Origin of the sequence: uncultured Ellagibacter sp. (assembly GCF_934617235.1) — a bacterium.
In the GTDB taxonomy this organism is placed as follows: Bacteria; Actinomycetota; Coriobacteriia; order Coriobacteriales; family Eggerthellaceae; genus Ellagibacter.
In genome coordinates this window covers 1-14,992 of the sequence record NZ_CAKTTZ010000054.1, presented here as the reverse complement: position 1 = coordinate 14,992, position 14,992 = coordinate 1, and the positions used below count along the sequence as shown (strand labels likewise).

Sequence of the window (14,992 nt, the reverse complement as noted above, 5' to 3'; positions counted from 1 at the left end):
TGCATTAGAGAATTCTTTAGTGTCTCTAACTTATCGATTTGTTGTTGAATCGCAAATCTCAGTTTGTCGACCTGGGAAACGAAGTCGGCAAACTCTTGCTGAAGGGTAAGAGGGGGTAATGGCATCGAAAAAGCTCGCAAAGCCTTCTTGTTCACTTTCGGCATTTGCGCTCGTCCGGACAATGGAAGCACATGGTCAAGGAAGAAGTCAGAACGCAGAACGTGGGCGAGATAGACGCGATTACATTTTTCTGCAACTGGCAGAATGGGGTAAGCATCCGCCGAACAGACGCCATCAAAATCTGGAAGAGCAACCTTGTTTAATGCCGGACGTATTTTGCTGTAGATGATATGAGCGTTGGTAAATGGATACTTGCCACTAACAATCCCATCTTCGGCAACCGTGCGATAGCCTGACAATCTCCCAGAAATTGACTCGATGCTGTCTATGCCAATATGCGGCTTCTCGGCGTAAGAATCAAGATCAGTAATCATATGAGTATCGATAATTGCAAACGAGTCAAACTGTTCGACGGGCCATCCTTCCCTGTTTTCCCTCAAATCTCCAAACATCTCGACAAACCGGGATTTGACGAGGGAGTCGAGCCGAACAACCTGCAGACCCGTCTTTTCACGCGCTTTTTCTATAGAGGCGAGCAATCTAACGCGTTGATACTGCGTTTTGAGATCGGGAATCGTGAAAACAGCCTCAAGGAGGGTTTTCTTGCTCAAACGGGGCATCTTCGCACCAGCAGTTGAAGAAACCGCCAAGTTTACGAACGATTTTGAACGCAGGAGATAAGCCAGATAGCGTCGGTCGAGAATCTCAGATTTCGTAACGAGCGGGAGCATTTCTGAAGTGGCAAAACCAGGCTCATCTGCTACAACAACCTTATTCAAGTTCGGACGAAGCGTAGAGTACAGAATCGCATTCTCAGTAAATGCGACGGTTGAAGTGCTAACAGAGTCGGGCTTAACCATATTCTTTTCAAGTACATTACCTGTATCTCTTTCAATGGCATCAAGGTTGAGGAGCCACACCTTACTGCCGGACGGATCAGGGGCTTTTTCAATCTCAACAACATCTCCTAGCTTCACTCTTTCCCCGACAAATTGGGGTGTGGTGGGATGCTGCTCGCGTGGATTTTCAGATACGTTATTACCCATTACAACATCCCCTCCAGTTCTGCAAGGCCTTCGGCGATCTCTTCGTTCAGCTTTTTCAGGTCGGCAAGGATTTCGCTGGTGGGCGGGTATTCGATCTTCTCGTAGACGATTTCTTTGTACTTATTAATGGACAGGTCGAAATCGTTGTCGATGATCTCTTGAACGGGCACCATGAAGCTCTTCTCCGTGCGTGCACGGTCGAACTCTTTGTCCAGGTTGTGGAAGCGCTCGATGATGTCGGGGATGTCGTTTTCCTTCACTGGGTCGCGCTTGTCGTCAAGGCTGAAACCATCGGCTTCCATATCGTAGAACCACACGTTGTCCGTGCCGCCGTTATCGGTGCGCGTGAAAATGAGGATAGCGGTGGACACGCCTGCATACGGCTTGAACACGCCGGAGGGCATGGAGATAACCGCCTGCAAGCGATTTCCCTCGATAATTTCCTTGCGGATGGCCTTGTGCGCCTTCTGCGAGCCGAATAGTACGCCATCAGGCACGATGGAAGCGCAGCGCCCGCCGACTTTCAGGCTCTTCAGGAACAGCGCCAGGAACAGCAGCTCGGTTTTGGTGGTGGCGGCAACCGATCGCAGATCCTTCGCGATGGTTTCCTTGTCAAGGCTGCCTTTGAACGGCGGGTTCGCCATGATGAGCGTGTAGGCATCGCGTATGTCGTTGTCTTCCGAAAGCGAGTCGATTTGCGTGATGTTCGGGGTGTCCACGCCGTGCAACATCAGGTTCATGGCGCCGATGCGCATCATGGTGGAGTCGGTATCATGGCCGGTGAACATGGTGGTCTGGAAGCGCTGCATCACGCTGGCGTTCATGAGCTCGGCGCTGTAGTGCTCCTTGATGTACGCCGCTGCCGCGCAAATGAAGCCTGCGCTGCCCATTGCGGGGTCGCAGATAATGTCATCGGACGTGGGTTCCATGAGCTCGGCCATCATACGGATGATGTGGCGCGGCGTGCGGAACTGGCCGTTCTGCCCAGACGTTTCCAGCTTAGACAGCAGGTATTCGTACACATCGCCCATGATGTCTTTGTTTCCAAGGTCGATCTCGTCCAGCTTGGCGACGATGCGCGTGAGCGTGCGGGCGTTGCTCACCAAGAACGTGGCATCTTTCATGTACTTGGCAAACGCAGCGTTCTCGTCTGCCACCAGATCGTTCTTGATGAACGGGAAGACATTTTGCAGCATGTTGCCGAACATTGCTTCAGGCTCGTAGTTGCGAAAGACGCTCCAGCGGCAATTCTGGTGCTCGGCATCGAACGTGGGGTCGTCCAGCGTCTCGTCGAACAGTGCGGCGTCTGCCTCGCGGCGCGTCTCGTTGTCGTCGAGAATCTTGATGAACATGAGATAGGTAAGCTGCTCGATCACGGTAAGCGGGTTGCTTACGCCGTTGGACCAGAAGATATCCCAAATGCCGTCAACCTTGTTCTTCAGTTCGCCAGTTATCATGTTCCGCTCCTTACGGGTTGGTTTGCTTGCTTATATTATCGGGCATTACGTGCCGATTGTGTTCCCGATTTGTTCTCGATTGCGTAGCGGGTGGGTTTTTCCATTATCGGTCCTTGTTTTTGTCGTTTTCGGCGCGGCTCAGTAACGCTCTCAGCTCATCGGGGGTGTAGGTTCCGCCGGGTTTTGAGTGTAGGGCTACGTGGCAATTGGGGCATACGGGGATAAGGTCGTGTACGGGGTCCACGTGGTATTCGTGGCCGATTTCGCTGATCGGGGTTATGTGATGCACTTGGATGATGCCCGCGAATTCGGCCCCGTATGCTTTGGCGAAATCGAAGCCGCATATGGCGCAGACGGTTCCATTGGCTTGCAGGCACGCCTGCCGCGCGCTGCGGCTGCGCTCGTAGCGGTCCGCAACGATGCTGCATTGAGCGCCTTCGGTGAACAGTTGATCGGGGTCTTCGTCTGTGGTTTGCGCTGCCTCGATTGCTTGCTGCGGGGCTTCCCCGTAGGCTTTTCTGATTTGCTCTTCGATGTATTCCCGAGGGTCCAAAACAACTCCTATTCCTCAAGGGGCAGCACGAGGCCGTACGGGTTTTCAATGGAAAGGTTGCTAACATTTCCAAACACCACCCACAGGTTGCGGTAGGTATGCGGACGGGGAATGCTTGCTTCGCCGTATCCATCAGTGAAGTAGATGAGCAGCGCATCGCGGAAATAACGGCGCTCATTGATGTATTCGATGACCGGCGTGAAGCTGGTGCCGCCACGTCCTTCGACATGATCGGGCAGGTCGTTTGGCGATTGCAGCCGATAGACCCGCTGGATTACGGCATCGCACTCGATGACGGTCAGCTCGAACGATCGCCGCGCGATGATGGCGAATATCTCATTGAATATCTGTTTGACTTGCTCGTCTCTTACCGACCCAGAGGTGTCGATTGCCACTGCGATCTTGAGCGTTTTGCTTTCGCGCGTCCCCGACAGGTCGAAGCGCCGCGGCTGCCTGCGGTTGAGGCGCATGCGCGTTTTCGTCTTGTCGGTAGCTATGGTCCCTACGTATTTTTTCAGGATGGCTTTCCAGTTGAGAACGGGCGGCTTGTTTGCGCGCGCCACGGCGGTGGCAAAGCGGGCGGGCATAAGGCCGCGCGATTCTTCCCCCATCATGTCGTTGACTTCATTGAGCAGCTCCTTCACGGCCTCCGCCATTGCCTCGGCGGATTCGCTTGCGGGCGCGCCGCTTTCGGCGGCAGTGGTCCATGCGTGATCGCTGATGTTGCCTGTGGCGTCTGCTGCGGTGACAACGTTATCTGCGTCTGCGGGGTCGCCTTGGCTGGAATCGTTAGCGTTTTCTTCCGCGCTCTCGCCTTCGCGTTCATCGCCGCTTCCTTTGTCACCTGGCTCGCCGCCTGGAATTGGCGCGATGCCGTCTTGCTGCGGTTCGCCCAGCATATTCTCGCAGTGCTTGATGAGGTCGAAGTAATACTGGTAACTTTCCATAGGCAGGACGAACGGTAGCTGGAACTTCGCCTTGATAACCTCAGACGTGACTATACCATTAGGGGCCTGCATAAATTGCTTGCCCTGCTTTATCTCATTGTTCAGCATGTCGTTTACCGATGCGTCGGCGGCATAGTTGAACAGCTCGAAAAGCTCGGGGCTGCCGTCAGGGTTCGATTTCACCATTTCGGCGGGGTGGTTGAACACCACGTGGTCGATTTCATGGCAGAAGATGTACAGGATTTCCTTTAGCGAGTACTTCAGCAGGATAAGCGGGTTCGTTTCGAATACGGGCGGGTACTCGCCCAGGCGAATACCCGCAATGGAGCTTGCGGCATAGTTCGTTCTAAATGTCATGGACATGAGGAAAAAGCCGTAATAAGAGTCGCGCTCCGCGATGAGGAACAGCGTCACAAGCTGGGCGAACCGCTGGAAGTCGCTGTCGATTCGCTGCAGAAGAGCGCTGTCTTTTGTTTGCTCGAACGCGCTTACGCTGATTTTCATGCCTTGTAGTAGCGCGGTTATGTTGTCTTGCGGGTTTGTCATTTGCTGCCTTGGATGGCTTTGCGCGTCGCGTCGGACAGGTCGAGCATCTCCAGAAGGTCCTGCTCGAACACGTCGAACAGGACCTCGATGAGGTCATCGCCTCCCGCTGTTTTCCCCGCAGCGATTTTTTGAGCGAAAAGCAGCTTGGTGGAGGCATCAAGCACGCTAATCAATGTGCTGAGCTGCTGCTTCATTTTGCTGAAGCCCTTTGTGTCCAGTATGAGGAAATCCAGGTTCTCTTCCAAAAACCCTAGCACCGCATCGCATGTTTGAACGCGCTTTGCCACGGGCATCTTTTTCATCGCGGGCGCAACCGTAGACAACTTCTCGTCGTCTGCGAACACCTCTTCAGCCGTGAACGCGTTGACGTTTTCAACGAGGCTGGCGAAATACATGGTTGCAACGGTACCGCCCAGCTTGGCCGCCACCAACTCCTTCATGTCCTTGGCGACAACGTTCTCGCTGTTCTCCTTAGCTGTGAAAAACGGTTGCAATAGTGGCTCGCTGGACAAAATGGTGTCTACCATGTCCCAGCCGCGCGGTGAAGGCGTGGGCCTTTCCTCGTCGTCAAGCTCGGCGGCTGACTCGGATAGGCATTTCGGGTTCTCCTTGATGAACTGCAGGATTGCAGGCGAGATGCCCGCTTTTTTGCCGTAGCGAATCCATTCGCTTGTGTTGCTGGTCACCTTCAGCTTCAGGAAGCGGTCGAGCTGTGCGGGGTCCATTTCGTTGGTGGCGTACACGCTGTTTTGCGTGCTGGGGTTCATCGCGCCCACGAAGAACACCCACCAGGGGAACTGGTAGCCGTTTACCGTTTTGGTGAGCAGGATGTTCATAAGCTCTTTGTACACGGTATTTTCCGTGCGGTTGATCTCGTCCACGAAGATGATGACGGGCTTCACTTTGCCCGAAAGCAGCAGGTCGATTTTCTCTTGCGGGGCAAGGTCGTTTTGCGCGTAGCGATTCTCCGTGCCGCTGAGCACGTCGTTTTCTTCGATGGTCTTACCCGCCTGCTCGAAAAGCAGCTTCTCCTGCTCCTGGATGCGCTCGACCGCATAGTAGGGCAGGAACTTGAACTGCGCTTCGCCCTGGGCGTTTTCGTATTGGTAGGGAAGGCCGGTGACCTCGCCTTCTTTGAGCGTGCCGCCCTCGATGGTGATGCACGTGCCGCCAAGGTCTTTCGCCACGGTTTTCACAATGGCGGACTTGCCGATGCCGTGCTTGCCACTAATTAGCGGGGTGATGGCAACGTTTTCCTTATCGGTGGCAATGTTTGCCAGAATAGCGCGCTTGATCAGGCGCGCGGCGTTGTTTACGGAAATCAATATCGGACTCCTTTGAGGCGCAGGAACACATCGAGTTTATTCGAGCGGTTTTCCTTTTTACGCCAGCTGTTTTTGCCTTGCTTCAGTACGATTGTGGCGTTGAGATCGCTGAAGTGCTTGATGAAGAACTCCTCGCTGAATGTTTGGCAGCGCGCAATGGCGCCATGGTCGAGCGTGGGGAAGTACTGCTCCAAGAACTCCTCGCTGAAGCTCATTAGCTCAACAAGTGAGGATAGTTCATTGCTCGATAGCTCGTTGATGTGGGTTTTCACGAACTGCTCGTTCAGCTCGGGCGTGCTGCCAACAAGCTGCTTGAATGCGTTTGGCGAGCCATCGCCGAGGCGAGTTGCCTCGATGGCGCTCATGATGCGCTGATCTTGGTTGGGCGCGGGGCTGCTGGAGCCTTGCGACGGGGTAGAGTACGGCGAAAGCGATTCGAGCGGAATTTGGGGCAGCTCGGATTTTTCGCTGGTCTCCTTCTTGTTTTGATGCTGCTTCGCCGCCGCTTGCTGGCGTTTATGGCGAATCGCTGCGATGGTTTCCTTGCAGCTTTTTGCGTACTGGTAGTCGTAGTCGCCCGTTTCCAGTTGCTCTTCCAGGCAGTCCAGGTCGATTTCAAGCAGCTCCGCTTCCTGGGTGAGGAGTATTTCCCTGATGTTTGCGCTCATGGTCTCGCTTACTCGCTTAGAGGCTTGTGTAACGTGTTCAGCGTCTCTTTGACGATGGGGAATTTCTCAGCACCGAAAAGCTCAACGACGCCGATGCTGTTGAAGGGGCTCTCGTTCAGAAGCGTTTTCGGCGTGATGTCGCCATTTGCCTGCGCGTAAGCGACAATCTGCTTCAGGTAGGTTTTCTGCTGCTCGTTCAACTCCGGGTCGTTCAGCACGTGGCCGAGCTTTTGCTCGATCGTTTCATCGGCGATGCCAACCTGTTTGCGCAGGAACCTGAGCGCTTCTGCGTGTTCTCCCCATGCAAAGCCCGACCATGCGGCAAAATCGGCGCCGGAGCCAATCGTCGCAGTGAACACTTGCTTGAGCTGTTCTTTCTCCTCGTCGGTAAGAGGTTCCAGCGAGCGCAGCTTCGCCAGCATCACATTGCCGTCATCTTGCAGGTATTCGTTCGCTTTCTCGATATAGGACTTGCTTCGTTGCATGCCGCTTTGCTCGCCTTCGTCGATCAGCGAGTCGGGCAGGTCGATGATGTAGTAGTTCCGCTCGTCCGGGATGTACTTCATGAGGTCGCGCAGCTCTTTTCGCACATATTCGGCACGCTCGAACGAGAAATCGTCGAGGAGGTAGGCGCCATCCATCATGGCGGCGATGAGTTTTTCCCGTTTGAGCACCTCGGGAATGGTTTTGAGTTTTTGCAGCTGTTCCATGCGCTTCGTGAACAGGGTTTTTACGGACGCAAAGCCGTTTCTGATGGTGGCAGGATCCTTACCTTCCTCTATGCGCGTCAGGTATTCCGACTCAACGGTAAGGACGAGAGAGTCGAAGCTTTTGACTTTCGGCTTGCCTGGCTCAGTGGGAAGGAGGGGGACAACTATGTCGTTTAGCTCCTCGACTTCTGTTTTCGTCAGATTGTCCAGCCTGCCTTCTTGACGATACTTGTTGACGAACGCGATGTTGCGGTTCACCGCCATTGCGTCGTTGTTCAAATTGGCAATGGCGCTGGTGAAAAAGTTGTGTAGCTCTTTCTCGTACCGCTTCTCGAAATCGGTCTTGTCCGTTTTGTTTTGCAGCTGCAAAAGGATTTGCAGCTTCTTCTGGTTGATATGGACGCCTAGGCCGAGCGTTGGCGCCCCGCCCTTTCCGCTGCCTTGCACCGTCGACCAAGTGTTTGTTGCGTTGAAATACCTGAAGTTGTCATACCAGTCGAACGCAAGGAAGCCCACTTTATCTTTGCCGGGCCCGAACAGATCGGGCGACAGGCGTGTGCCGCGGCCCACCATCTGCAAGAACTTGATTTTAGAGTTCACCTTCTTGAAGAACACCAGGTTCACCGCGTCGGGGATATCCACGCCGGTGTCCAGCATGTCGACGCTTACGGCAATCTGGGGGAGCTTGTCTCGTTCTCCGAAGTTGTCGATGGTGTTCAGCGCGTCTTCAACCTGGCTGTCGATGAGTTTGCAGAATTCGTTACCCAAGTAATCGTATTGCTTATGGAATTCTTCGACGATGACTTCCGCTTCGACGTGATTCTTCGCGAAGATGATGGTCTTGCCGACTTTGTCGCCTGCATCGATCTTCAAGCTGTTCTGCATGAGGTCGTCGAGCATGGCGCGGATTGTTCCACGGTTGATGTTGCTTGTGCCCGGCGTGATTACCGCATGAGCCAATGATTCCGCATTGTCGAATGCATTGTTTGGTGCGTCGGCGCTTGCGTAAGCCTTCTCGACTTCTTCCTTCTGCTCGTCGGTAAGACTGTCGTAGGAGATGCCCCTGCGAAGGCCCTCGGTTGTCTTATCGAGCACATGGAAGCCCACGAGATAGCCGTCGTTGATGGCCTGTTCGAGTTCGTAGGCGTAATCAGGTTCGCCGTTGACGGCTTGAAATACCTGGTAAGTGCTTTTCGAGTCATCGCAGCGCGGCGTGGCGGTCAGTCCGACCATGAGCGAGTCGAAGTAGCTGAACAGCAGCGGGTATTTGCCGAAAATCGAACGGTGCGCCTCGTCCACAATGATGAGGTCAAAACGCCCGATGCCAAATTCGCGCGTATCGCCATCGATGAGCCCGATCATGGTTTGGTATGTGGCGAAGATGATGCGCGCATCTTTGTCGCGGTTGATGCTGGTGCCGGTGAACATCGACGTGGTCACGTTCGGCAGCAGCTTGTTAAAGTTCTTGTGCGCTTGGCGCACGAGGCTAGTGCGATCGGCGAGGAACAGCACATTTTTGACCCAGTTTGCTTCCATGAGCACTTTGACCAGCGAAATCGATACGCGGGTTTTGCCCGTGCCCGTCGCCATGACGACGACTCCCCGTCGGCGGCCTTGGTTTTGGAAGACGTCGCAGATGCTGCGGATGGCGTCTTTTTGGTAGTCGCGGTTCGTGATGCTGTCTTCGATTGAGGGGTTCGAGATGTCCTTGCGTGCGCTTACGCGCTGCTTTAGCAGCTCGAGTTCATCGATGGAATGGAATCCGAATACGCGACGCGTTGGGAAGCCGAGCGCATCCGTGCAGAAGATGTGGTAGCCGCTGGCGTAGTAGGCCACGGGGCGGAACCCGTATTTCTTTTGCATGAGGGTCGCTGCGTTGAGCGCATGCTTTCTGCCAACGATGGGATTAACGAGGGCGTGTGTGTAATCGATGACGGCAAGTGGGCGATTGTCTCTGCCGTACAAGACGTAGTCGATGGTTGAGCCGTCTTCCAGCGTCATGTTGATGGCGGCGGTTTCGGGGTATGCTTGGTTGTCGCACGAAGCAATGGCCCAACCCGCTTCGCAAAGCGATGCTTGAACGTAGAGCTTTGCGTTCTTTTGCTCGTCTCCGTGCTTTCTGGTGGAGAAGTGCGCCTGGCGCAGCGTTTCGGCGTATTGCGCAACCACATCATCGGAGGGCTCGCAAGGCTGCTGGGACTGCTTGGGAGCGCAAGGGGCCGGCTCGGGCATCGCGGACGATGCTGTCCGAACGGCAGTGGGTGTCTGTGTTTGGGGCGTGGCTGCAGGCTTGCCTGGCGCTTGCCGTCTCGCGCGCGCTTTTTCCAAGGGCGATTCGAAGGTGGGGTAGTCGTCGATGAGGTTGAGGTTGATGAGGACTTCACCAACGATATAGTGCAACTGCTCGAGCGTGTCGCAAGCTATTTGGGGGCTGAGGCGTTCGCCGTGTGCGCCCAGATTGCCGTTCTTTCGTACGGTATGCATGGCGCTGACGATGGTTTCGTCGTTGATGTAGTCGATGAAGCGGTGGTCGTCCATTTTTTCGAAAAGGGTTTTGCCCGCATCGTCGTAGTCGGCAACGGAACGATAAATGAGCGTGACGATGTACTCCAGCGCGGATCGCGAAGATGCGCAGCTTTGCGCAGGAAAAGGCAGCGCGAGCTGTTCGGCTGCATCGCAGGCTTCGAACAGCTGCGAAAAGCCGGGCACGCCCCTAACGAAATCGAAGTTCATAGCAACCTACCTTCATCAGCGAAAAGGTACTTTCGCATCATTATAGTGGTAAGGCGCCACGGTTTGTTACGTAACATTGCCTGCAGGTTGGCATGTCCTTCCGCTGCCATGGGTTTCAATTTGTCGGGGTGCCTTCCGTTCCTCAAAAACGATTATTTCTCACTTTTGGGGAACGGGGTTGGGAGTGGAGGGCTCTTTTCTTCTCGCGTAATGCGTGAGGGAAAGGGCCCTTCTTGTTCTCGCGGGTGATTTCACTTGATTGGTAAGCGGTACAATAGCGCCAATACCACCAGTGGGAAAGGGATGACATGAGCTCTGGGGAAACTGTCGGAAAGAGGCGTTGCCCGCGTCTCGTAGTCGCGATAATTGCTGCCCTCCTCGGAATGGCGTTCGGCCTCTCCGCGCAGGCGGTGCCAGGCGCGCAGCCTGCCTTCGCGACGCCGGCTTCGCAAGCAGCGCCCAACACGCAGACCGCCTTCGCGGCCGAAGGCGCTTCCATAGAAACCCTCCAGCAGGGCGGCATCGAGCTTCGGGCCGACATGAGCAGGACCGTCTGGTGCTCTCGATCTGGCAGCAAGTACCATTACAGTTCGAACTGTTCGGGGATGAAGAATCCCATCGCGATGACCCTCCAGCAGGCGGTCGACTCGGGCAAGCAGCCCTGTTCCAAGTGCGTTCATGAGTCGCCCACGCCCGACCCTGCCCCTAATCCCAGCCCCGACCCCACGCCTACGCCGACGCCCGACCCGCAGCCCCAGTACCGCGGGTTCGTCGACGTCCCCGCCGATTCTTGGTATGTCGAAAGCGGCGTGTTCGACTACGCGCTCGACCACGGTCTTATGAAGGGGTACAGCGACGGCTCGAACAGGTTCGGCCCCAACGATTCGATCACCCGCGCGATGGCCGTGACCGTTCTCTGGCGGATGGCCGGCGAGCCCGCATGCGAGGCCGCTGATTTTGACGACGCCGACTACTCAGAGGGCTCGTGGTACAAGGACGCCGTCCGCTGGGCGCGTGCGAGCGAGGTTGTCAAAGGTTACGAGGGGACGAACTTCTTCGGCCCGAACGATCCCGTCACGCGCGAACAGCTTGCCGTGATGGTCGCGAGGTTCGCGAGCACCATTTCTCATATCGACACCTCGAGCACGGGCGCGGCGCTCGCAGCGAAGCCGGATGCGGCCTCCGTAAGCGATTGGGCGCGCGACGCAGTCGCCTGGTCGGTTGACCAGGGTATCCTCGGCGGGGCCTCAATCATCGACCCCCAGGGGACCGCCACTCGCTGCCAAGGGTGCAAGATGCTCTCCATCGCGCACAAGATTATCGGCAACCAAGACGCGAGCCATGGGGAAGCCAGCGTTCACTTCATCGACGTCGGGCAGGGCGACAGCGAGTTCATCGAGCTACCGAACGGCAAGACGATGCTCATAGACGCGGGCACGACCGAGAGCGGTGAGAAGGTCGCAAGCTACATCGCCGGGCTCGGTTACTCGCGCATCGACTACATCGTCGCCACGCACCCCCACGAGGATCACATCGGCGGGATGGCGCGCGTGCTGAGAAGCTTCGACATTGGCGAGATTTGGATGCCGCGCGCGACGTCGAACACCGCCACCTTCGAAGGGCTGCTCGACGTGATCGCCGAAAAGGGCATTCCCGTCCACGCTGCGGAGGAGGGGAAGATCGTCTGCTCCGACGAGGGCTTTTCGGCGACGATTCTCTCGCCTTTCGAGACGTCGTATTCCGACCTCAACGACTGGTCGGTCATCCTCGAGCTCGACGTGGGAGCGAGGTCCTTCCTCTTCACGGGCGACGCCTCGTCTGGCGTTATCGGGAAGGCGTGCAGCCACCGTGTCGATGTGCTGAAGGTCGGCCACCACGGGTCGAGGACGTCGACGACGCCGCAGCTCGTAGAGGTGCTTTCGCCCGACTGGGCGGTGATCTCGGTAGGCGCGGGCAATTCGTACGGTCATCCGTCCGAAGAGGTTCTCGCCGCGCTCTCGGGGGTCGCCCACCTGCTGCGCACGGACCTCGACGGCACGGTGACGCTCAGCTGCGATGGCGAGACGATACGCCGCGCGGCGTAGGGAAGGGGAAGCATGGACGACGCGATTTACGTCATCGACCGCATAGAGGAAGGTATCGCCGTCCTTGTAAGCGATTCGGGCGAGAAGATGGAAGTCCCTCTTTCGTGCCTGCCTTCAGGTGCGCACGAGGGTTCGTGCCTGCGCTCCTGCGAGCGCGGGTTCGCCCTTGATGAGGAGGAAGAAGCCGCGCGCAAGCGCCGAATCGAACGGAAGTTGAACGCGCTCTTCGTGGACTAGGGGCTTGCGGTTCCTTGGGAGCGGCGCGTCAATTTTCCTCATCCTCCGCTTTCCCTGCCCAACAAGCTAACAATCGCTAACTCTGCTAACGCAAGCTGAAAAAGCTAACGCGAGCTAACCGAAACGAAAGGCATTGCGCCAAAGCACTTGCGACAGCAGATCGGTAGGCAAGGATTCTTCGGTATCCGTCTGATATTCGATAGGAACCTTGTTTATTCCCGCAAAAAGTACACCGCGAACACGAGATTCTGGCACGAAAACCGAGGTATCCCACGGAGAGAGCCTCGGCTTGGGAGCTCGCTGCAGGTCGACGGCCTCTCGACGAGAAACCCCAGGTTGTGAAGTCGCGCAGCTTGAGGCTGAACTCCGCCCGAGTCGTTCCCCGTGGGACACCTCGGCTTTTGTGCCCGAGTCGGCTCTCCGGCGCGAACTTTTTCGAAGCCGCAGTCTTAATGAGCGCATCCCAAGACGTGCACTCGTCAGCGAATTGTCTCCTCCTCTTTAGGTTCTGGCATATCGGGGACTGGCGCCTTCAAGCGCGCCTCGTTCGATGTAAGAAGCCCAATGGCTGTCCATTGATTGTGCCTCAGTGTCCCTCGCATAGGACATCCATAATGCCTCACCTGACCTATAATCATCCAATAAAGATTGCAATCTATCTATTTGATACTGAGAAAAGGGGAGGGTTGCCATGAGGGGCGCAGTGTTTTAGAGGGCGCGGGAACCCGCCTTGAGAGAACGTGCAAGTCCGCTTCGACAGTGGGCGCATATAGGTTGGAACCTATTATTCATTTGCGCAAACGCTCTCGATACAGTAGATTTCAACTCGTCTCCAACGTATGCCATCGATATTCGTACATTAGAAAGGGAAAGCCATGATAGCAATGAACTTGAAAAACCGCGTGGGCGCAATTGCCGCCACCGTCGCCATATCGTGCGCGCTGTGCGTCATGCTGGCGGGATGCGCCACGGAAAACTCAGGGAATGTAACCAGTGATCAGGACGAATACAGCGCAGTTGAGAAGGCGACAATCACCACGCGCACTGTGACATTCCCCGCCGCTCTCTTTAAAGACGAATCGTCCGAAGATGTGCAATCTAGTCTGCAAGAAAAAGGCTGCACTGACATCATTGCCAACGACGATGGTTCCTATACCGCGACTATGCCCATTGATGCGTACAACAGCTTCGTCGATTCGTGGCACCAGAATGTGATGGACGCTTTTGATGGAATGCCAAACAGCGAAGATTGGCCGACAATCACAGCGATCGACTACGATGACCAGTTTTCCAACGTCACGCTGACCATCAGTAGCAGTGAAATCGGTCTCAACGAGGCGTTTGCGCCGCTTCAGGTTGGCGTTATTGCCTGCATGTATCAGCAATTCGCGGGTCAGCCGGTCAGCTGCGTTGTGAGCATCGTTGATCAAAGCGGCGCGGAGCTGGGGAGTGCCACTTACCCGGATGCGCTTGATGAAAATCAGAGCGATGCTGTCTCGGTCAATTAACCCAAAGGTGGTGTCTGCGATGAACATGCTCAGGAAGTGGTCGGCGATTATTCTAGCCTGCGTTATTGCTGCCGGCATGGTGTTGCTTGCGGGATGTGCAGAAAAGAGCGATCAAAAGCAATCCGAATATGCTGACGAGGCGTTTATCCAATCGCTCGCGAAAGGCTACGAGGCGCGCGATACGTTAGTTGAGCAGTCCTCCAAGGCCGATAAATCCGCCGAATATTACGAAAAGCTCGTTGATGCCGAGCTTGAGCAGGTTGAGCAATACCAGAGTGCGCAATTCTCCGATAGCAAGCTGCAGGAGAATGCCATCGCCTACATCAACGCGCTCAAGGATCAGCGTGCGGCCGCCGAATTGTACGCAAGCGACAACAGCAAGTACAAGCAGGATTGGCAGAAGGCCTACGACAAGCGCACTTCGTTGCTCAAGACATTTGTGGACGACTATGGCCTTACGGTGTCTGCCGATCACCAGGACAGTCTCGATAAGCTTGTAAGCCACGGGAAGAAGGTGGAGCGGGACAACGACCAGAAGGAAGCAGTCGAGTCCTTGGCAAGTTCGATAAATCTCGAGTTCACCGAGCAGTACTCGACCTTCATCGGCAAGACGACAGCTACGAACAATACTGGTTACGACTTCGACTATATCAATTTTAATGTGGAATTGTTCGACTCGAGTGGCGTCAAGGTGGAGACGGCAAGCTTGTACGCAAACCACTGGCTCGATGGCGAGACGATCGCGCTCGATTGCTATACGTCGATAAAGGAGCCGCCCGCAACGGTCAAGATCATCCCCAGCAACTATAAGATTGCCGACGCATAGACATTCCATCTGATGATGACTGGAGCGCCAGTATGGAGGTGCCTCCGCATTTATACTGGCGCAGCTTTACCTGATAGGCGCGTTAATATACGGTGTATAAAAGTTTACATAATCCCGATTATCACGAATTGAGAAATGCAGAAGGGGAGAGTCCTGGGTTGATTGACAAAGCAAAGTCAGTATTTTGTGAAGTCTGGATGAAGTTGTGACTTAACCCTGGCAACCCCAGGAC

11 protein-coding genes are annotated in these 14,992 nt (G+C 55.4%); 4 read left to right on the top strand and 7 right to left on the bottom strand.

Translation table 11 applies throughout. The features are described from left to right. From Q0G85_RS09285 to Q0G85_RS09255, 7 genes are all read right to left on the bottom strand, one after another. Positions 1 to 1,166: restriction endonuclease subunit S (locus Q0G85_RS09285; protein WP_297157160.1), on the bottom strand; the 1,166-nt coding region annotated here is incomplete at its 3' end. Beyond that, a complete protein-coding gene (locus Q0G85_RS09280; RefSeq protein ID WP_297157157.1) occupies positions 1,166 to 2,623 on the bottom strand; it encodes a class I SAM-dependent DNA methyltransferase in 1,458 nt (485 codons plus the stop codon). The genes Q0G85_RS09285 and Q0G85_RS09280, both read right to left, overlap by 1 nt. A 103-nt stretch (positions 2,624 to 2,726) precedes the next feature. Further along, positions 2,727 to 3,176 carry an HNH endonuclease gene (locus Q0G85_RS09275; protein ID WP_297157154.1) on the bottom strand — a complete coding sequence of 150 codons (450 nt, stop codon included), beginning with the start codon at positions 3,174 to 3,176 and terminating at the stop codon, positions 2,727 to 2,729. 8 nt (positions 3,177 to 3,184) lie between these two features. Then, positions 3,185 to 4,627 (bottom strand): VWA-like domain-containing protein, encoded by a 1,443-nt coding sequence (locus Q0G85_RS09270; protein ID WP_297157151.1) that lies wholly within the window; start codon positions 4,625 to 4,627, stop codon positions 3,185 to 3,187. Between the two features lie 38 nt (positions 4,628 to 4,665). Continuing rightward, positions 4,666 to 5,994 (bottom strand): AAA family ATPase, encoded by a 1,329-nt coding sequence (locus Q0G85_RS09265; protein WP_297157148.1) that lies wholly within the window; start codon positions 5,992 to 5,994, stop codon positions 4,666 to 4,668. After that, positions 5,991 to 6,662 (bottom strand): hypothetical protein, encoded by a 672-nt coding sequence (locus Q0G85_RS09260; protein ID WP_297157145.1) that lies wholly within the window; start codon positions 6,660 to 6,662, stop codon positions 5,991 to 5,993. Before Q0G85_RS09260 ends, Q0G85_RS09265 begins: the two co-directional genes overlap by 4 nt. 8 nt (positions 6,663 to 6,670) lie before the next feature. Continuing rightward, complete coding sequence (locus Q0G85_RS09255) at positions 6,671 to 10,105, bottom strand: DEAD/DEAH box helicase family protein (RefSeq protein ID WP_297157143.1); 3,435 nt, start codon at positions 10,103 to 10,105, stop codon at positions 6,671 to 6,673. 383 nt (positions 10,106 to 10,488) lie between these two features. Here Q0G85_RS09255 and Q0G85_RS09250 point away from each other — a divergent pair, with 383 nt between their 5' ends. From Q0G85_RS09250 to Q0G85_RS09235, 4 genes are all read left to right on the top strand, one after another. Next, the gene (locus tag Q0G85_RS09250; protein ID WP_297157141.1) at positions 10,489 to 12,189 is read left to right on the top strand and encodes an S-layer homology domain-containing protein; all 1,701 of its coding nucleotides are present in this window, start codon (positions 10,489 to 10,491) and stop codon (positions 12,187 to 12,189) included. Positions 12,190 to 12,201: 12 nt separating this feature from the next. Further along, the gene (locus Q0G85_RS09245) at positions 12,202 to 12,426 is read left to right on the top strand and encodes a DUF3006 domain-containing protein (protein ID WP_297157139.1); all 225 of its coding nucleotides are present in this window, start codon (positions 12,202 to 12,204) and stop codon (positions 12,424 to 12,426) included. 875 nt (positions 12,427 to 13,301) lie between these two features. Then, on the top strand, positions 13,302 to 13,934 hold the full coding sequence (locus Q0G85_RS09240) for a hypothetical protein (protein ID WP_297157138.1): 633 nt from the start codon (positions 13,302 to 13,304) through the stop codon (positions 13,932 to 13,934). Between the two features lie 19 nt (positions 13,935 to 13,953). Next, complete coding sequence (locus tag Q0G85_RS09235; RefSeq protein WP_297157136.1) at positions 13,954 to 14,760, top strand: FxLYD domain-containing protein; 807 nt, start codon at positions 13,954 to 13,956, stop codon at positions 14,758 to 14,760. Positions 14,761 to 14,992 lie beyond the last annotated feature (232 nt).